The sequence below is a fragment of the Rhodococcus sp. OS5 genome, assembly GCF_056837585.1.
In genome coordinates this window covers 3,512,789-3,531,851 of record NZ_CM166368.1, presented here as the reverse complement: position 1 = coordinate 3,531,851, position 19,063 = coordinate 3,512,789, and the positions used below count along the sequence as shown (strand labels likewise).

The following is a 19,063-nucleotide window of genomic DNA, read 5'->3' as shown; positions in this document are numbered from 1 at the left end:
CCCGCGAAGCGAGCGCCACCGAGCTGTTGCCGGGCACCGCAATCGAGCACGAGGAGCGGCAATGAGAAGAATCGGACGTACTCGGGCAATGCTTGTCGTCGCCCTCGTCGCCCTCGTCGCGTGGACGGGACTGTTCGGCGAAGCAGCGTTGGCCTCGGCTGACCCGGCCTGGACATCCCCTTCAGGCGGTTCAGCTCTCGATCACGTCGAGGAGATCAACGCCCGTCAGCTGACTATGTACGTCTACTCGGCTGCGATGGACAAGGTGATTCCGCTCGAGGTGATTCGGCCGGCAGACACGAGTGCGCCCCGGCCGACCCTCTATCTACTCAATGGCGCCGGCGGAGGCGAGGACACGGCGACGTGGCAGACACGGACAGACGTCGTCGACTTCTTCGGCGACAAGAACGTCAACGTCGTCAACCCGATCGGCGGTGCCTACAGCTACTACACCGACTGGGAGAAGCCCGATCCTGTTCTCGGACTGAACAAGTGGACCACATTTCTCACCCAGGAGTTGCCACCGATCGTCGATGCCACGCTCGGGACTACGGGTACGAATGCCGTTGCCGGATTGTCGATGGCAGGTACCTCGGTTCTGAGCCTGGCCGAGGCGGCGCCATCCGTTTACCGTGCCGTCGGTGCTTTCAGCGGGTGTGCCGAGACGAGTACTCAACCCGGTCAGGACTACGTGAGATTCGTGGTCGGATTCCGCGGCGGCAACGTGGACAACATGTGGGGTCCTCCCGGCGGTCCGGGCTGGGTAGCCAACGATCCTGTGGTCAACGCCGAGAGATTGCGGGGGGTCGACCTCTACATCAGCAATGGATCGGGCCTGCCCGGCCCACACGAGAATCTGGGCGGACCGATGGTCAACGGCGACCTCGGCGTTCTGGCGAACCAGGTGATCGTGGGTGGAGTCATCGAGGCCGGGACGAACCAGTGCACCCAGCGTTTGGCCGAGCGGCTCGACTCCTTGGGCATCCCGGCCACCTATGATTTCCGGGCAACTGGCACTCACTCTTGGGGTTACTGGCAGGACGATCTTCACAACTCGTGGTCGATGATTGCCGCGTCGATCGGTGCGCGTTAGCCGGCGAACCCTGGGGTCGGTGGCTGAGTTGTTTCTCACTCCGGGACACTCTTGCCGAACCTAGCCGACCGAACTGCAGGTCAGCGGCGTTATAGTCGCCTCATGAGTTCAGAAACACTCGCTCCCCTCGACACCGACGTACTTGCGCGCAGGTTTGCGTGCCTGGGTGATCCGACGCGGCTGCGAGTGCTCCGACTAGCTGCCGGCGGTCCGATCGACGTCGACACGATTGCACACGCCGCATCACTCGAGCCGTCGGCGTTGAGTGCCCACCTCGAGGCCTTGATCGAGGTCGGTTTTGTCGAGGCTTCGGTGCGTGAAGGCACTTCGGTTGTCAGTGTTGCCGGAACGGCATACTCCGATCTGATGGCAGCGGCCGCCGTCGTGGCTGCTCGTGGTCCGGTCGAAGACACACTGGGAGTTCTTCCCGATGACGTGGTGGTGCGCCGCATGGAATCCGGCGACTGGGATGCCGTCCGCTCGATCTACCGCGAAGGAATCGACACCGGAACCGCGACGTTCACCACCTCGGTGCCATCCGCCGAGAAGCTCGACGCGCAATGGTTACCCGATCATCGATGGGTGGCCGAGATCGACGGTCGCGTCGAAGGCTGGGCGAGCCTCAGCCCGGTGTCCTCGCGAGACTGCTACCGCGGGGTCGCCGAGAACTCCATCTACATCGGTAGCGGCGCTCGCGGGCGCGGCGTGGGCAAGCTGCTGCTTCGCCGACAGGTGCAAGCCGCCGACGCCAGTGAGATATGGACAGTGCAGTCGTCGATTTTCCCGGAGAACCGGGCAAGCGTCGCCTTGCACCAGGCCGTCGGATTCCGAGTCGTCGGCACTCGCTCGCGTATCGCTCAACTGGGTGGGCGGTGGCGTGACACGTTGTTCCTCGAACGTCGCAGCGAGGACGCTGACATCTGAGAAGAGACGCTCAGCCCTTGGCAGCGCTGACTCCGGCGCGTCGCCCGTAGAAGCTGCCGTCACCGAGGGACGTTCCGGAGGCGTACCCTCCAGCGCAGACGCCGGCGGTGCAGCGTCCAGCGGCAAACAAACCCGGGATCGGTTCGCCGGAGACGTGGATGACCTCCGAGTTGATCGACGTGCGCAGGCCGCCGAGCGTGAATCCGGCGGTGAAATTGCGAAGATCGAGCGCAGCGACGGGTGAGCCGATCGGCTTGACCCACTCCTTCTTCTTTCCCAGTACCGGGTCCTCACCACGGGCGGCGTGGCGGTTGTAGACCTCGACGGTCGACTGGAGGGTGCCTTCCGGCAGACCCATGTCGGATTCGAGTTCCTCGACGGTCTCGGCCACCCACTTGGGCTGGAATCTGAAGAACGGTGTGGAACTGTCGGCGGCGCAGCCCTCTTCGTAGGAAGCTTCGTCGATGATCAGGTAGGCCTGATTCTCGTTGCGCAGCAGCGTCTCCTGGCCGATTCTTCCCGGGTACGTGTCCTCGTTGACGTAGCGCTGGCCGCGTCCGTTGACGAGAATGCCGCGGATCATCAACTGGGGGTCGCCGAAGAATGCGACCTCGGTGGCGTCCATGTGCGCGAGGTCGGCCCCGAGAGCCTGCGCCATCTGGATGGACTTTCCGTCGTGCTCTTCGATAGCCGCACCGGGGCGCCCGATCAGCCGTGGGGCGTACGACTGGATCATCGCTTCGTTGTAGGCGAAGCTTCCCGTCGCCAGTACGACACCCGTGCGTGCTCGAACTGCCACTTCCTTGCCGTACTGCTTGGCGATGATGCCGACCACTCGATCTCCGTCGACGACCAGGCGCTGGACTCGCATGTCGTATTCTGCTCGTACGCCGAGGCTTTCGGCCGTCTCGATCAGTGGCTTCATCAACATGAAACCACCGCCCTTCTCCCCGGTGCGCTTGCCGCTCATCTGTGGAACGTGCCCGCGAGGGGCCGGTGTCGCGATCGTGTTGAACGGTGCCGAGTTCTCGCCGCCGGAATACATGAGTCCGTCGTCGAAGGGTGTTTCCCAGCCGGGTTGGCCGTAGAAACTCTCCTTGAACGGCACACCGTTGTCGACGAGCCAGTTGTAGTGCTCGACGCTGCCTTCGCAGTAGTCGGTGATCTTCTCCTCGTCGGCGCCGGGACCGAGTGCGGCCATCATGAACGATTTCATGTTGGCGGGGGAGTCCTCGAACCCGAGTGCCTGCTGCAACGGGGTCCCGCCGCCCAGATAGATGAATCCGCCTGCCAGCGCCGCAGCGCCGCCCCAGCCGCTCGTGCGCTCGAGCACCAACACGTCGGCGCCCGCTCGCGCGGCCTCGATCGAAGCACTCACTCCGGCAATGCCGTAGCCGGCGACGACGACGTCAGCCTCGAAGTGCCACTGCTCGATGTTTGCGGAGGACTGCGGACGGATTGAGCTGGCCTCGGCCATGGATTCGGATCCTTCGTTCTTCTGGTTGGTTGGTGGGGGAATCAGTGGGTGTGATCGATGCCCTGATGGCAGTATCTCGACCGAAAGTCAGTCGGTGTCCGTTTTCGCGGAATCGGCCGCGGCCTTCTCCTTGGCGCGCGCGGCTTTACGTCTGTCGGCCTTCACGGCGATCAGCGCATTGTTGAGCCCGGTGGCCAGCGGCCAGCCGACGTAGTGGCACAGGAAGATTGCGGCCTCTTCGAACTGCTGCTCGGTCAACTCCTCGTTGTGGAGAGCAGCGTTGATCTGGATCTTCGCCACATCGTTCTGCCCCTGGGCGGTGATGGCACCGATCAGGAGTAGTCGTCGATCACGTACCGACAGTCCCGGTCGCGTCCAGATGTCGGCAAAGAGGTGGTCGGCGGTGACCGCGAAGAAGTCGCCGGGAACGTCGGCGGGAAGCTCCCAGCCGTACACCTCGTTCATCTTCGCGACGCCACGAGCACGGGCCTCGGAGATGCGGCTTTCGTCGGTTCCACCGGCATCGGTCATGTGAGTGGTGTCGGTCATGCGTGCTCCCGAGTAGTAGATGCCGTTGAAGGTTCGGCCGGCCTGTCTTCGCTGTCATTCCCGACGCCCAGACCGGCACCGAGTCCGGCGAGCGCAAGGTGCGCGAGCGGCAGGTCGAGATTCAGCCGATCACCGAGGTCGATGGCCAAGGCCAAGTCCTTCTCCCCGAGATTGCGAACATGCCGCAGTATCGAGAACCACGGGTCGTCCTCCGAGACCGGTGCGGTGGTGTCGCGGAGCATGATCGCGCCCGCGCCACCAGTGATCGCATCGGTGTGCCTGACGACCTTTCCGAGCGTGCGGAGATCGAGTCCTGCTGCTTCGGCGAGTCGCGCGGCCTCGGTCGTGGCGGTGAACGAGACGAAGTGAAGAAGGTTGCGTGCGAGCTTCATTCGCGTTCCAGCGCCGACGTCACCGGCGTGAACCACCAGCTCGGCCCAGGATCCGAAGGGCTCGCGGACGGCTTCGAACGCCTCGTCGGAGCCGCCGATCATCACTGCCAGCCTGCCCTGCGCTGCGCCGCCGGCACCGCCACTGATCGGCGCGTCGACCAGCAGAACACCACGCTGTTGACAGATGTCAGCGAGTTCCACCGCCGTGGTGTCCGAGATAGTGGAGTGAATCGCGACGACAGTGCCTGGCTGTGCGGTCGACAGAATCCCGTGCGGCCCGCACACAACCTCGCGTACCTGCGCGTCGTCGAGCACCGTGACGGAGATGATGCTCGCCTGCGCTGCAACGTCGGCGGGCGTCGATGCTGCGCTCGCGCCCGCAGCGGTGAACGGTTCGAGCGCTTCTGCGCGGGCATCACACACCACCAGTCCGCCCGGCCAGTCCAGGAGGCGCTGCGCCATCGGCGCGCCCATGTTGCCTAGGCCGATGTATCCCAGTCTGGTTTTCGAAGCGCTGGCTTTCGGCGCCGATTGCGTCATGACCGGTACACCTGGCCTCCGTCGACGTTGAAGATCTGCCCGGTCACCCAGCCTGCGTCGTCGGAGAGGAGGAACAGGCACATGCCGACGAGATCGTCCGGTGTTCCCATGCGCTGCAACGGGATTCGTTTCACCATGTCCTTGACGATGTTGCCGGGGGTGACGGTTCGAGTCGCCTCCGTGTCGATAGGGCCGGGAGCGATGGCGTTGATCCGGATGTTCGACCAGCCGAGTTCGGTCGCGAGTTGTTGTGTCAGGCTGTTGACGCCGGCCTTCGCGAGTCCGTAGTAATTCGAGTACAGCCAGGCTGCTGTGGAGGACTGGTTGACGATCGAACCGCCCTTCGCTCGCATGTGAGGTACTACCGCCCGGCACACGTGCAATGCGCCGTCCATGTTGACGCTCATGAACTTTCGGTAGTAGTCCCAGTCCACCGTCAACAGGGAATCGATCTTCATTCCGCCGTAGATGGCAGCGTTGTTCACCAGGTGCTCGATGCTGCCGAACTGCTCGATCGTGAAGTCGGCGAGTGCCGCAGTCGACTCCCCGTCGGCGACGTCGACGTCCTTGAACACGGCATTTCCGCCGTCCGCGTTGATCTGCTTGGCGACTGCTTCACCGAGTTCGCGATTGAGGTCCGCCACGACCACGTTGGCCCCCTCCGCGGCCAGAGCGCGGGCATACGCCTCTCCGATACCCTGCGCTGCTCCGGTGACTATCGCGGTGCGACCGTCGAAACGTCCCATGTCGACCTACTTTCGTGGTGATGATCCTGTGGTGAGGGTGTGGAATGTCAGGAAGGTGAAGCGACGAGCTTGGTTTCGAGGTATTCCTCGAAACCCGCGAGGCCCATTTCGCGGCCGATCCCGGATTGTTTGTAGCCGCCGAACGGTGCGTCGGCCGAATACCAGACGCCGCCGTTGACGCTCAGCGTTCCGGTTCTGACACCGGCAACGACGTGCGCGACGCGATCGGGATCGGTGCCCCACACCGACCCGGACAGGCCGTATGGGGAATCGTTGGCAATCCGGATAGCGTCGTCGTCGTTGTCGTACGGAAGGATCACGAGGACGGGCCCGAAAATCTCCTCCTGCGCTACGCGAGACGAGTTGTCCAGCCCCGCAATGAGAGTGGGCTCGACGAAGAATCCCCTCTCGCGATCGTCGGGACGGCCCCCACCCGTCACGATCGTGCCGCCCTCTTCGACCGCGAGGGCGAGGTAGCTCTCCACCCTGGCGCGCTGGCGCGCCGAGATGACCGGGCCACACACCGTTCCGCGCGCGCTGGGGTCGCCGGCTCGGATACCCGCCATCGCGGCAGATGCCGCGGCCAGAGCATCGTCGTACCGAGCGCGCGGCACCAGAAGTCTGGTACTGAGCGCGCATCCCTGACCGGCATGAACGCAGACGGAGAACGCGGCAACCGAGCATGCACCCTTGATGTCCGCATCGTCGAGGACGATGAATGCGGACTTACCCCCGAGTTCGAGGAAGACCTTCTTGAGAGTTTGCGCGGCCGTGGCCATCACTGTGCGTCCGGTGGCGGTGGAACCGGTGAAGGACACGAGATCGACGCGCGGATCGCTGCACAGCTGCGCGCCTAGGGAGTGATCCGTCGACGTCACGACGTTGACTACGCCGGCCGGGATCTCGGTTTCTTCTGCAATCACCTTGGCGACCAGCGCGGCGCACCAGGGCGTGTCCGGCGCGGGTTTGAGAACGATGGTGTTGCCGGCTGCGAGGGCGGGACCGAGCTTGGCGAAATTGATCTGGTGCGGAAAGTTCCACGGTGTGATTGCGCCGACGACGCCGACGGCTTCCTTGAGCAGTCGGCGATGGGTCGGAATCCCCATGGGTGACGCGTGCCCGAGATCTTGTTCCCACGAATAGGTTTCGATCAGATCGGCCCAGTAGCGAAGATCTTCGATCGGGCCTTCGAGTTGCGGACCGCTCGTCAGCATGACCGGTGCGCCGACCTCGGCGACGGTGATCTCACGCAACTCCTCGATGTGGGACTGGAGTGCATCGCACAGTTGGCGCAGGCAGCGAGCGCGAAACCCGTGATCGCGTGCCCATTCGGTGTCGTCGAACGCACGGCGCGCAGCGGCGATGGCCGCGTCCATGTCCGCGGCGGTGCCTTCGGCCGCACCGCCGATCAGTTCCTCGGTCGCCGGGTTGAAAACTTCGAAGGTCCCGCCGGATCCGGGAACCAGTTTTCCGTCGACGAGAAGTGCAGAACTGTCTGCGGGTCGAAGCGTCATAGCGCAAACCCTCTCTTTCTGGACATGTGTCTGGACTCTAGTTCACACTTGTGGTTGAGGCAATGGTTTTTGGGGCATAAGAGATTTCGAGAGCCCAGCGGTCTCGAGAGGGTCTCGGATCTGCTTCGACGAAAAGCGCCTCGTGTCCGGTGCGGCGCCGCTACGGTTCACCGCACATTCACAACCACGTCTTCACATCCACAGGAGAGAGGTCGAAATGAACAGAGTTGACGGAAAAGTGGTGTTGGTGACCGGCGCTGCTCGAGGTCAGGGGCGCAGTCACGCCGTCCGTCTCGCGGAGGAGGGCGCGCACATCATCGCCTTCGATCTGTGCGCAGACATCGCCAGCAACGAATACCCGCTCGCCAGTCCAGCCGATCTGGAGGAAACCGCTCGCCTGGTGAAAGAGGCCGGGCAGCAGGTGGTGACGGCGCGTGTCGACGTCCGTGATCGCGCCGGACTCGAAACAGCACTTGCCGAGGCGGTAGGGCAGTTGGGCGGATTGCATGTCGTCGTGGCGAACGCCGGTATCTGTCCGCTGGGCAAACACGTGTCGACCGCCGGTTTCGTCGACGCCTTCGATGTGAACTTTCTCGGTGTCATCAATACAGTGCACGCGTCGATGGAATACCTCGGCGAAGGGGGTTCGATCATCGCGATCGGCTCTGTTGCCGGTCTGGTGCCGCAGACCGGATTCAACGGGCAACAGGCGCTCCAGGGTCCGGGTGGCGACGGATACGGCCTGGCCAAGAAGCTGATTCAGGCCTACACCAGTTCGTTGGCGCTGACCCTCGGGCCGAGTTCCATTCGCGTCAACGCGATTCATCCGACCAATGTGAACACCGACATGTTGCAGAGCATGCCGATGTACCGGACGTTCCGTCCCGACCTCGAGAATCCGACCGCCGAGGATGCGGCTGTGACGTTCCCGTTCATGCAGGCGATGCCGATCCCGTGGGTCGAACCCGCGGACATCTCGCATGCAGTCGTGTACCTGTCCTCGGACGAGTCGCGATTCGTCACCGGCCAGCAACTGCGCGTGGACGCTGGTGCCGGGATGAAGATCGGTCTGTAGTAGAACTTTTCGCGTCGCTGCTGCCTGTTCGTGGTGAATTCTCCAAGTTTCCCCATTTCGTTGCCCTGGACAGGACGCTGTAGTAACGTCCAGACATGTGTCCAGCAAACGGGGCGATTCAAGTGGCGGGGGATCGATTGTCTACGAATCCACTCGCAGGCGCCTCACGGGCAAACAGGCGGAAACTGTGGCCAGGCTTGCCGAAGCAACAGTGAAAGTTCTACGCAAACAAGAGTTTTCCGGGCTGACTGTCCGTTCGGTTGCGGCCGAAGCGGGTGTAGGAACTGCGACCGCCTACACGTATTTCGCGTCCAAGGAGCATCTCGTCGCAGAGGTTTTCTGGCGAAGACTTCAGAACTCGTCGGCGCCTGATGGCTCAGGGTTGGATCGCACCGCGCACGTGCTGTCTGTACTTCGAAATATCGCGCTGCTTCTCGCGGACGAACCGGAGGTATCGGCCGCCGTGACCAATGCACTGCTCGGATCCGACCCTGAAGTGGAACATCTTCGCGGCCGGATCGGGCTCGAGATCCATCAACGACTCGCCTCGGCGTTGGATCCGAATGGCGAACCCGAAGTGTTGGAAGCGCTCGAAATGCTTTATGCCGGGGCGCTTCTGCGGGCAGGGATCGGCTACGGAACCTACGCGCAAATCGCTGGACGCCTCGAGGCCTCAGCTCTACTGATCCTGGAGAAATCATGACAGAAGCTTTGATCGATCCGGTGGTCTTCAATCCGTACGACTACCACTTTCACGACGATCCGTATCCGACGTACAAGCGTCTGCGCGAAGAATCACCCCTGTATCACAATCCGGACGTGGGATTTTGGGCATTGTCGCGATATGCGGACGTGGTCGACGGATTCAAGGACAACAAGCGTCTGTCGAGCGCAAACGGAGTATCACTCGACCCCGCAGCCTACGGTCCACACGCGCATTATGTGATGTCGTTTCTCGCTATGGATGATCCCCGCCATATGCGGTTGCGCCAGTTGGTTTCTCGCGGATTCACACCGCGGCGTGTTGCGGAGCTCGACGGCCGGATACTCGAACTGACGAAGCAACATCTGATACCCGCGCTGGGCGCGGGGGAGTTCGACTGGATTACGGAGGTGGCGGGAAAGCTGCCGATGGACGTCATCTCCGAACTCATGGGTGTCCCCGAACCCGACCGAGCCGAACTGCGGCGCAAGGCGGATCTGGTGGTGCATCGAGAGGCGGGTGTTCTCGACGTGCCGCAACCTGCGGTGGAGGCTTCGATCAGTTTGATGGGCTACTACAAGGAGATGATCGCGCAGCGTCGCCGATCGCGGACGGACGATCTGACCTCGGCCTTGCTCGACGCCGAGATCGACGGAGACAAGCTTTCGGACCAGGAGATCCTCGGATTCATGTTTCTGATGGTCGTGGCCGGAAACGAGACCACGACCAAGCTTCTCGGAAACGCTCTGTACTGGGGTTCGCACCACCGGGAGCAGATCGCACCGGTCCTCGACGATCCCGAACGAGCCTCGGAATGGGTGGAAGAGACTCTTCGCTACGACACGTCGAGTCAGATCGTGGCTCGGACTTCGGTTGTCGACCTCGAATACCACGGGCGCACGATTCCGGCGGGGGAGAAGGTCCTGCTCCTGATCGGATCGGCCAACCGAGACGCCGACGTCTTCGACGATGCCGACAGCTTCCAGATCGGCCGGAGTTCGTCGGGCAAACTCGCGAGTTTCGGTGGTGGCGTGCACTTCTGCCTCGGTGCCCACCTTGCCAAGCTCGAAGCCAAGATCGCCCTGGCGGAGTTCGGGCGTCGGGTCAGCGACTACGAAGTCGTCGAGTCCGGAATCGAGCGTGTTCATTCGACAAATGTCCGGGGCTTTGCGGCCCTGCCGGTGAAAGTGCAGGTGCGCTGATGCCTCGTTTCGAACCCAATCCTGTTCGCCGGCCGGCACTGATCAGTGGTGCGTCGTCGGGAATCGGCACAGCCACCGCGTATGCCCTGGCCGAACTCGGGCATCCGGTTGCACTCGGTGCGCGTCGAGTCGCCGAATGCGAAGCCATCGCCGAGAAGATCCGCAGCAACGGTGGTGAAGCGTTCGCCCACTTCCTCGACGTCACGGACGGTGATTCGGTCGACGGGTTCGTCTCGGCCGCAGAGGCAGTCCACGGCCCCGCGGAAATCGTCGTCTCCGGTGCCGGAGACCTCGAATTCGGGGCTGCGGACGAGATGAATCCTGAGGCGTTTCTACGGCAGATCCAAGTTCACCTCGTCGGTGCGCAGCGATTGGCGCATCGTGTTCTTCCCGGTATGAGGCAACGACAGCGCGGTGACTTCGTACTGATCGGCTCGGATTGTGCCGAGCGCCAGCGTCCACTCATGGGTGCGTACGACGCAGCGAAGGCCGGGCTCGAGGCAATGGGGCGTCAGATGCGAATGGAGCTCGAGGGAACAGGCATTCGCGCGTCGATCGTGCGACCCGGGCCGACACTGACCGGCATGGGGATGGACACGACGCCGGAGATCATCGGACCGGTCGGGGAATCGTGGAGCAAGTGGGGGTTCGCCCGCCATGGTTACTTTCTGCGCGCCTCGGACATCGCCAATGCCATCGTCGCCGTTGTGTCGGCGCCGCGAGGAGCACACATCGTGCTCGTCGAAGTTCAGCCCGAGGCGCCACTGGACAAACTTCCCACTGCGAACTCACAGGAGACGACATGACGCACGGAGTGCAAGAGACGTCGCGAACACTGCCAGAGCCGCCGCGGGTGTCCGGCGGGGATCTCCCGCACGGGCATCTCGAGGAACTGCGAACCGACCCGATAGCGCTCATGCGCCGGGTGCGTGAGGAATGTGGTGACGTCGGCGCCTTTCAACTTGCCGACCGCACAGTGATCTTGCTGTCCGGAGCCGAGGCAAACGAGTTCTTCTTCCGCTCCACCGACGAGGATCTCGACCAACAAGCGGCTTACCCCTTCATGAAGCCGATATTCGGTGAAGGCGTCGTCTTCGACGCCAGCCCGGAGCGGCGTAAAGAGATGCTGCACAACTCGGCTCTGCGCGGCGAACAGATGCGCGGGCACGCCGCCACGATCGGCCGCGAAGTCGAGGCGATGGTCGCGCAGTGGGGAGACGAAGGCGAGATCGATCTGCTCGACTTCTTCGCCGAGCTGACCATCTATACCTCGTCGGCGTGCCTGATCGGCAAGAAGTTCCGCGACGAACTGGATGATAGCTTCGCCAAGCTGTATCACGAGCTCGAACAGGGAACGGATGCATTGGCTTTCGTGGATCCGTACGCGCCGATCGATAGTTTCCGCCGCCGCGACGAGGCCCGGTTGGCGTTGGTCGCTCTGGTACAGGACATCATGAACGGGCGCATCGCGAATCCTCCGCATGGCAAGGATGACCGCGACATGTTGGACGTGTTGGTCTCGGTCAAGGACGAGAACGGCGACCTCCGGTTCAGTGCCGACGAGATCACCGGAATCTTCATCTCGATGATGTTCGCCGGCCACCATACGACTTCCGGCACGGCAGCGTGGTCGCTGATCGAGATGTTGCGGCATCCCGACACCATGACGGACGTCGTCGACGAACTCGACAATCTGTACTCCGACGGCGCCGACATCAGTTTTCATGCCCTGCGCCAGATTCCGGTTCTCGAGGCTGTGGTCAAGGAAACCCTTCGACTGCATCCGCCGTTGATCATCCTGTTGCGGGTGGCACGTGGAGATTTCGAAGTGGGCGGCTTCGAGATCCGAGAGGGCCATCTTGTCGCCGCGACACCCGCGATCTCCAATCGAATCGCCGAGGACTTTCCCCGGCCGGACACCTTCGATCCCGGGAGGTACATCGACCCGAATCAAGAGGACATCGTCAACCGCTGGACGTGGATTCCGTTCGGAGCCGGCCGGCATCGCTGCGTCGGCGCTGCGTTCGCCCAGATGCAGCTCAAAGCGATCTTCTCGATCCTGCTGCGGGACTTCGAGTTCGAGATGGCGCAGCCGTCGGAATCCTACCGAAACGACCACAGCAAGATGGTCGTCCAGTTGCAGCAGCCGTGCGCGGTGAGGTACCGGCGCCGAACACGTCCCGGGCGTGAGGGGTGATCATGCACGTCGAAGTCGACCTCGACCTGTGCCAAGGCCATGCGGCGTGTGAGCTGGAGGCACCGGAGATCTTTGTCGTCCCGAAGCGGGGGAAGGTCAGTCTTCTGGACTCGGACCCACCCGAGTCGCTCCGCGGTGAAGCCGAGATGGCGGTCAGGTACTGCCCGACCGGCGCCCTGAGAATTGTCGATTGATTGCAGCGAATTCATGTGCTCGAGGGAGGAAGTTCAGATGACGGGTTTCGACCGCGCAGAGCTCGACGAGATGGTCCAACGCTGGATCGAGGCGAACAAAAAGGCCGAAGCCGCCGGCGATTGGAAACCGTTGGCGGACATGTATACCGAGGACGCCACGTACGGGTGGAACTACGGCCCCAAGCAGGATTTCATGGCGGTGGGGCGCGAGGAGATTCGCGAAGTCGCGCTCGGTCTCGAGATGAAGGGCCTCGAAGGCTGGGAGTATCCGTATCAAGACTTTGTGATCGACGACCGTAGCGGAAACGTGATCGGCTTGTGGAAGCAGATTTCCGATGCCAAGCGTGAGGACGGTAGCAACTACTCCGTCTACGGTATCGGTGGTAGTTGGTTCCGCTACGGCGGGGATTTCCAATGGTCGTGGCAGCGTGACTTCTTCGACTTCGGGAACGTGTCGGCACTGTTCATGGAGATGATCGGCAACAACGCTCTCTCGAAGGGGATGCAGGGCCGGATCCAGCGATCGATCTCGGGCGACCCGCTACCGGGCTGGTATCCGGTGGGCACCGCGCCGGTTTCGCTGTGGTGAGTCCGATGTCGGTGCGCGATTCCTTCGAGGCACTCTCGCAGCGCGACCTTGCCGTGCTGGTGCCCGAGTTGCTCCTGTGCGGGCAGCTGATCGATCGCTCGGGCATGGCGCATCTGATCGTCGAATTCGGACGCGAGGGTATGGCACAGGTGGCCGTCGAGGAGTGGGAGTCGGCCAGCCCCTGGTACACCCGCCGCATGCAGAAGGCTCTCGGATACGAGGGCGACGACGTCGTGACGATCTTCAAAGGATTACAACTCGACATCGGCGCTCCTCCACAGTTCATGGACTTCCGATACCGGGTCGACGATCCGCTGCACGGTGAATTCTGGCTCGACCATTGCGGAGCACTCATGGACGTCGAGCCGTTGGGCGATGAGTTCGTGACCTCGATGTGTCACGACATCGAGGATCCGACTTTCGATGCAACGGCTATCGCGACCAACCCGCGCGCCCAGATCCGGCCGATTCACCGACCACCGCGCAGGCCCGCCGACCGACATCCGCACTGCGCCTGGACCGTGTCCATCGACCCGTCGCACACGCCTCCCGTGATGACCGCGCACACCGAGCAGATCGGAAGCACCGCCGCGGTGACGGTCGAGCTGAGCCCGATCGATCACGGTGGGGACGGTAGGGCGGACTACTCGGGTCCGTTGTTGTCCGACCTGAGGTTTTCCGACTTCTCGCGATCAGCCTTGGTTCGTATCGCAGAGGAGATCTGCGTGCAGCATCATCTGTTGGCGTTGGGCTTTCTGGCAGCGGTTCGCCGCCGTGCCGACGAAGACAAGGCTCGCGAGATCACGCGAAAGCAATTGACCGGAATCGCGGGAGTTGCGGCACAGCGTATTCGAGATGCGCTCGGGCTTCCTTCGACGCTGGAATCGTTGGCATTGGTCCTGTCCGTGCATCCCTTGCTGAATCCGAAGCAGTATGTGGAGAGCGAGATTCGACAGGACGGCGGTGCTCTGGAGCTGCGGATCTCGCGAGAAGCTCTTGTCGACCGCGACGGCGGTTGGCCGACCTTGCTCGGCAGCGAGCACCTCGATCCTCTCCAAGCTTTGGTCCGCGGCGTGAATCCGCACTTCACCGTGAGAGTGGTGGCCGAAGATGCCGCGGGGCTTCTTCTGGCCGTCGACATCACCGAAGCTCCCGCTCCGGAATGCGTCGAAGTCGCCATCACGAAGGTCAGTACCGGCGCGGCATTCGTATTCGAAGATCGCGGAATCCCCTTGCCTCTCTTCGTCGTCTGACCGGCCGAACCCGAAGGACTCAACCTATGGCGTACACGTTTGCAGACCTGTTCGAGCATTCCGTCGATGTGATGCCCGATCGCCTCGCGCTGATCGTTTCCGGCGAGGAGGTGACATACCGTGAGCTCGACGAGCGGGCCAACCGATTGGCGCATTACTTCCAGTCCGTCGGGTTGGGTGTCGGTTCGCACATCGGTATTCAGCTGCACAACTCGATCGAGGCGATGGTTGCTGTCCTCGCGGCCTTCAAGATCCGCGGCGTTCCCATCACGGTGAACTACCGCTACACGAGCGACGAATTGGTTTATCTGTACGAGAACGCGGATCTCACGGCGTTGGTTTTCCATCGTGGTTTCGCTGAGCGGGTCGCCGAGGCCTTGGTGGCCACGCCGCGGGTCAAGTACGTGATCGAGGCGGCGGACGAACTCGCTCTCGGGAACGAACCGTCGATTCCAGGGGCAGTGGCGTACGAGGATGCGCTCGGCAACCAATCCTCGCTTCGCACAGGTGAACATGCATTTCCCGAGCGTTCCGGCGATGACGTCTACGTTCTCTACACCGGCGGAACAACCGGACGACCGAAAGGCGTCGTCTGGCGGCAGGAAGACATCTGGCGCGTATTGGCCGGCGGTTACGACTTCTATTCGGGTGAGCCGATCGCCGACGAGTACCAGCAGTCGCGCGGTGGCGCCGCGGCAGCCGAACCGATGCGGTGGTGCATGCTTCCACCGCTGATCCACACCTCGGCACTGATGCCGACGTTTAACGCTCTGTTCTCCGGAAACACCGTCATCTTCGAACCGAAGTTCGATGCGGCACAGGTCTGGAAAGTCGTCGCCGAGTATCGGCCGCAGGTCATGGTCATCACCGGCGACGCCATGGGCCGTCCACTGGTCGAAGCCCATCACGAATTGCAACCGGATGGGTCGAGCCTGGCTGTGCTCGCCTCTGGCGCTGCGCTCTTCTCCGGATCGGTCAAAGATGCGTTCTTCGACGTCTTTCCGAATCTGATGATCTCCGATTCGGTTGGATCGTCCGAAACAGGCTTCGGCGGAATCGGATTCGCAACCAAAGGGCTCGAGCAGCGTGGCGGACCCAAAGTGGGTGCCAACAGATTCACGGTCGTCGTCGACGACGACAACCGTGTGTTGGAGCCGGGCTCGGGCGCCGAAGGATGGCTGGCGAAACTCGGAAACGTTCCACTCGGCTACTACAAGGATCCGGTGAAGTCGGCCGAGATATTCCGCGAGGTGAACGGCGCACGGGCAGTGGTGACCGGAGACCGGGCGCGGATCGAGGACGACGGCTCGGTCACCCTCCTCGGACGGGGAAACATGGTGGTCAACACCGGCGGCGAGAAGGTCTTCGTGGAAGAAGTCGAAGCCGTGGTGAAGGCCCATCCCGACATCTACGACGCGACAGTGATCGGTGTTCCGGACGAGCGGTGGGGCAATCGGGTGGCGGCAGTGCTTCGCATCCGCGACGGTGTGGAACCGGATTTCGAATCCATCGAGAAGCACGCCCGCAGTCACCTCGCCGGCTACAAGATTCCGCGTTCCTTCTGGATCGCCGACGAGGTCGTTCGAGCGCCGAGCGGCAAGCCGGACTACCGCTGGGCCAAGGAGTTCTCACAGAACAGCGACCCGGTCCACCGGATCGACTAGCGCTCACACGCAACACCCGGCACCCGGCACCCATCCGTAAAGGAGCATCTGCAATGCCTGAGATCGACCTTCCCGACGGGTTCGACGTGACCGACCCACATCTGTACGGCGAGCGCGTCCCGCTTGCCGAGTTCGCCGAACTACGACGATGCGCTCCGGTCTGGTGGAACGCCCAGGAACCGGGTACCGGCGGATTTCACGACGGTGGTTGTTGGGTTGTCTCCCGCCACGCAGACGTCCGCGACGTCTCGTTGCGCAGCGAGGAGTTCTCGAGCAACGTCAACGGCTGCATTCCGCGGCATGAAGACAACATCTCGGCGGAGGAGTTGGAGGCGACAAAACACGTCCTCATCAACAAGGACGCCCCTGAGCACACACAGCTGCGCAAGTTGGTGGCACGCTTGTTCACTCCGCGGTCGGTGGAAGCGATGCGGGCCGGGTTGGAAGCGCGGGCAGAAGACATAGCGTCGGCTGCCGTGGCGGAAGGTAGCGGTGATTTTGTCAGCCAGGTCGCCAGCGAGTTACCCATGCAGGCGATCTCGGAGCTGATCGGTGTACCGCAGGACGGGCGCCGTCAGCTGTACGAATGGTCGAATCAGATGACGGGATACGACGACGAGTCACTCGCCGGCGAGTCTCGGATGGCGTCGGCGCAGATATTGGGCTACGCCTATCAACTGGCTGAGGCGAGACGGGAGGAACCGCTCGACGACATCATCTCGCGCTTGGTGCATGCCGACATCGACGGGCAGAAACTCACCCCGGAACAGTTCGGTTTCTTCGTCATCATGTTGGCTGTCGCGGGCAACGAAACGACGCGAAACGCAACGACACTCGGCATGATGGCATTTCTCGAGCATCCGGATCAGTGGGAATTGTACAAGCGCGAGCGTCCGCGCACCGCCGCGGACGAGATCATCCGCTGGGCTTCGCCACTGACGTCGATGCAACGAACAGCAGTGGTGGACACACAGATTGCCGGCACTGCGATTGCGAAGGGGCAGCGCGTCGTACTGCTCTACGGCTCGGCGAACTTCGACGAAACCGTCTTCGGGAACCCCGACGTCTTCGACATCACCCGAGACCCGAACCCGCACCTCGCGTTCGGAGGAACCGGGCCGCACTACTGCGTCGGCGCCAACCTGGCCAGAATGGAGGTCGATCTGATCTTCGGCAAGATCGCCGATCACATGCCCGACATCAGCAAGCTCGGCGATCCGAGCAGGCTCTCGTCTGGTTGGCTCAACGGGATCAAGGAATTCAAGGTCGACTACGGCAACTCCACGTCATGTCCTTCGGGGCATTGACGTGTACAGCGGAAGAGTTGCACTTGCGGGCCCGATGCGCGAACTCGGCCAGTTCTACCGGATGGGCGCCGATGTCGCAGTGGGCTTGTTCCGCACCCGCTTTCAGGTGCAGGAGTTTCTCGAGCAGAGTTGGATGATCGCGCGGGTGTCGATCGTGCCGACAGTGTTGGTAGCCGTGCCGTTCACGGTCCTGGTGAGTTTCACCCTCAACATCCTTCTCCGCGAAATCGGTGCCGCCGACCTCAGCGGCGCCGGGGCCGCGCTCGGTGCCGTGACTCAGGTCGGTCCGGTGGTGACGGTGCTGATCGTGGCAGGTGCGGGCGCGACAGCCATCGCCGCCGATCTGGGATCGAGAACGATTCGTGAAGAGATCGACGCCATGGAGGTGCTCGGGATCGATCCGATCACTCGGCTGGTGATTCCTCGGGTGGTCGCGTCGACCGTGGTGGCTTTGCTGCTCAACGGACTCGTCTGCGTCATCGGCATCGCCGGCGGTTACGCCTTCTCGGTGTTTCTCCAGGGAGTGAACCCTGGCGCCTTCGTCGAGGGAATCACGTTGCTGACCGGCCTGCCCGAGGTGGCGTTGTCGATGGTCAAAGCTGCACTGTTCGGGATGCTGGCGGGATTGGTGGCCTGCTATCGCGGACTGTCGGTACGGGGTGGGCCGAAAGGCGTGGGGGAGGCCGTCAACGAAACGGTGGTGTACGCATTCATGGCGTTGTTCGTCGTCAACACCATCGTCACCGCGGTCGGCATCCGATTGACGGCGGGGTGATCGAGGTGACGCTGTCGGATTCGCTGGCACAAATCGGCAAGTTCGGACGCACGCGGGCGCGGGTGGCTCGAACGTCACGCTCGATCGACGACGTCGGGCGACAAGCTGTCTTCTTCGCGCGCGCCATCGCTCACATCCCGTGGGCAATTCGCAAACACCCGAAGGAAGTGTTGAGGCTGGTAGCCGAGATCAGCATGGGAACCGGAGCTTTGGCAGTGATCGGCGGCACGGTTGCGGTCGTAGGATTTTTGACTCTCGCCTCGGGCGGCACCATTGCGATCCAAGGTTTCAGCTCACTGGGAAATATCGGAGTCGAAGCGCTCACCGGATTCTTCTCCGCCTTCATCAATGTTCGTATCGCTGCGCCGGTCATCGCGGGAATCGGCCTGTCGGCCACGATCGGCGCAGGTTCGACCGCGCAGATCGGTGCCATGCGCATCAGTGAGGAAATCGACGCCCTCGAATCGATGGCGATCAGTTCGGTCCCGTACGTCGTCAGCACCCGCGTCACCGCAGGGATGATCGCGATCTTGCCGCTGTACTCACTGGCGCTCGTGGGATCTTTTCTGGCCGGAAGGTTCACCACTGTCGTCCTGTTCGGTCAATCGTCAGGGCTTTACGACCACTACTTCACGACGTTCCTCGATCCGGTCGATGTCGCATGGTCCTTCGTTCAAGTGCTCGTGATGGCACTACTGGTGATGCTGATCCACACGTACTACGGATACAACGCGTCCGGGGGACCGTCGGGCGTGGGAACTGCAGTGGGCCGCGGGGTTCGGCTCTCGCTGATCTGCGTCGTGGCGGTGACCCTGCTCGTCTCACTCGCGCTCTACGGCGGTTCCGGCAACTTCAATCTGTCCGGTTAG

At 62.6% G+C, this 19,063-nt stretch carries 19 protein-coding genes; 14 read left to right on the top strand and 5 right to left on the bottom strand.

The window, feature by feature from the left end; all coding sequences use genetic code 11:
- The first annotated feature begins 61 nt into the window (after positions 1-61).
- The gene (locus ACVZUB_RS16480) at positions 62-1,093 is read left to right on the top strand and encodes an alpha/beta hydrolase (protein ID WP_482627533.1); all 1,032 of its coding nucleotides are present in this window, start codon (positions 62-64) and stop codon (positions 1,091-1,093) included.
- 102 nt (positions 1,094-1,195) lie between these two features.
- Positions 1,196-2,017 carry a helix-turn-helix domain-containing GNAT family N-acetyltransferase gene (locus ACVZUB_RS16475; protein WP_003944042.1) on the top strand — a complete coding sequence of 274 codons (822 nt, stop codon included), beginning with the start codon at positions 1,196-1,198 and terminating at the stop codon, positions 2,015-2,017.
- Positions 2,018-2,027: 10 nt separating this feature from the next.
- Here the strand turns inward: ACVZUB_RS16475 and ACVZUB_RS16470 are convergent, their stop codons facing one another.
- From ACVZUB_RS16470 to ACVZUB_RS16450, 5 genes are all read right to left on the bottom strand, one after another.
- Positions 2,028-3,494, bottom strand: coding sequence for an FAD-dependent oxidoreductase (locus ACVZUB_RS16470; protein WP_050656861.1), 1,467 nt, complete (start codon positions 3,492-3,494; stop codon positions 2,028-2,030).
- Positions 3,495-3,581: 87 nt separating this feature from the next.
- The gene (locus tag ACVZUB_RS16465) at positions 3,582-4,043 is read right to left on the bottom strand and encodes a carboxymuconolactone decarboxylase family protein (protein WP_003944075.1); all 462 of its coding nucleotides are present in this window, start codon (positions 4,041-4,043) and stop codon (positions 3,582-3,584) included.
- Positions 4,040-4,975 carry an NAD(P)-dependent oxidoreductase gene (locus ACVZUB_RS16460; protein ID WP_007728637.1) on the bottom strand — a complete coding sequence of 312 codons (936 nt, stop codon included), beginning with the start codon at positions 4,973-4,975 and terminating at the stop codon, positions 4,040-4,042. The genes ACVZUB_RS16465 and ACVZUB_RS16460 overlap by 4 nt, the downstream gene beginning before the upstream one ends.
- Positions 4,972-5,721, bottom strand: coding sequence for an SDR family oxidoreductase (locus tag ACVZUB_RS16455; RefSeq protein WP_030536773.1), 750 nt, complete (start codon positions 5,719-5,721; stop codon positions 4,972-4,974). Before ACVZUB_RS16455 ends, ACVZUB_RS16460 begins: the two co-directional genes overlap by 4 nt.
- A 47-nt stretch (positions 5,722-5,768) precedes the next feature.
- Positions 5,769-7,235 carry an aldehyde dehydrogenase gene (locus tag ACVZUB_RS16450; protein WP_482627532.1) on the bottom strand — a complete coding sequence of 489 codons (1,467 nt, stop codon included), beginning with the start codon at positions 7,233-7,235 and terminating at the stop codon, positions 5,769-5,771.
- Between the two features lie 217 nt (positions 7,236-7,452).
- On the opposite strand from ACVZUB_RS16450, the gene ACVZUB_RS16445 reads away from it, so the two are divergent.
- The 12 genes from ACVZUB_RS16445 to ACVZUB_RS16390 all read left to right on the top strand — a co-directional run bounded on the left by ACVZUB_RS16445 (position 7,453) and on the right by ACVZUB_RS16390 (position 19,063).
- Positions 7,453-8,310: a mycofactocin-coupled SDR family oxidoreductase gene (locus ACVZUB_RS16445; RefSeq protein WP_058037533.1), complete on the top strand. Its 858-nt coding sequence runs from the start codon at positions 7,453-7,455 to the stop codon at positions 8,308-8,310.
- A gap of 136 nt (positions 8,311-8,446) precedes the next feature.
- Positions 8,447-9,013: a TetR/AcrR family transcriptional regulator gene (locus tag ACVZUB_RS16440; RefSeq protein WP_024487471.1), complete on the top strand. Its 567-nt coding sequence runs from the start codon at positions 8,447-8,449 to the stop codon at positions 9,011-9,013.
- Positions 9,010-10,215 carry a cytochrome P450 gene (locus ACVZUB_RS16435; protein WP_003944019.1) on the top strand — a complete coding sequence of 402 codons (1,206 nt, stop codon included), beginning with the start codon at positions 9,010-9,012 and terminating at the stop codon, positions 10,213-10,215. The genes ACVZUB_RS16440 and ACVZUB_RS16435 overlap by 4 nt, the downstream gene beginning before the upstream one ends.
- Positions 10,215-11,021 (top strand): SDR family oxidoreductase, encoded by an 807-nt coding sequence (locus ACVZUB_RS16430; protein ID WP_003944110.1) that lies wholly within the window; start codon positions 10,215-10,217, stop codon positions 11,019-11,021. The genes ACVZUB_RS16435 and ACVZUB_RS16430 overlap by 1 nt, the downstream gene beginning before the upstream one ends.
- Positions 11,018-12,412 carry a cytochrome P450 gene (locus tag ACVZUB_RS16425; RefSeq protein ID WP_058037532.1) on the top strand — a complete coding sequence of 465 codons (1,395 nt, stop codon included), beginning with the start codon at positions 11,018-11,020 and terminating at the stop codon, positions 12,410-12,412. The genes ACVZUB_RS16430 and ACVZUB_RS16425 overlap by 4 nt, the downstream gene beginning before the upstream one ends.
- Positions 12,413-12,414: 2 nt before the next feature.
- Complete coding sequence (locus ACVZUB_RS16420) at positions 12,415-12,606, top strand: ferredoxin (protein ID WP_020907945.1); 192 nt, start codon at positions 12,415-12,417, stop codon at positions 12,604-12,606.
- Between the two features lie 37 nt (positions 12,607-12,643).
- On the top strand, positions 12,644-13,195 hold the full coding sequence (locus ACVZUB_RS16415; RefSeq protein WP_007728648.1) for a Cif family virulence factor: 552 nt from the start codon (positions 12,644-12,646) through the stop codon (positions 13,193-13,195).
- A 5-nt stretch (positions 13,196-13,200) separates the two neighbouring features.
- Complete coding sequence (locus ACVZUB_RS16410; RefSeq protein ID WP_081557939.1) at positions 13,201-14,448, top strand: hypothetical protein; 1,248 nt, start codon at positions 13,201-13,203, stop codon at positions 14,446-14,448.
- A gap of 26 nt (positions 14,449-14,474) precedes the next feature.
- The gene (locus ACVZUB_RS16405) at positions 14,475-16,112 is read left to right on the top strand and encodes an acyl-CoA synthetase (RefSeq protein WP_030536771.1); all 1,638 of its coding nucleotides are present in this window, start codon (positions 14,475-14,477) and stop codon (positions 16,110-16,112) included.
- A gap of 53 nt (positions 16,113-16,165) precedes the next feature.
- Positions 16,166-17,419, top strand: coding sequence for a cytochrome P450 (locus ACVZUB_RS16400; RefSeq protein ID WP_030536770.1), 1,254 nt, complete (start codon positions 16,166-16,168; stop codon positions 17,417-17,419).
- Between the two features lie 34 nt (positions 17,420-17,453).
- Positions 17,454-18,194: an MlaE family ABC transporter permease gene (locus tag ACVZUB_RS16395; RefSeq protein WP_030536769.1), complete on the top strand. Its 741-nt coding sequence runs from the start codon at positions 17,454-17,456 to the stop codon at positions 18,192-18,194.
- Complete coding sequence (locus ACVZUB_RS16390) at positions 18,191-19,063, top strand: MlaE family ABC transporter permease (protein ID WP_003944051.1); 873 nt, start codon at positions 18,191-18,193, stop codon at positions 19,061-19,063. The genes ACVZUB_RS16395 and ACVZUB_RS16390 overlap by 4 nt, the downstream gene beginning before the upstream one ends.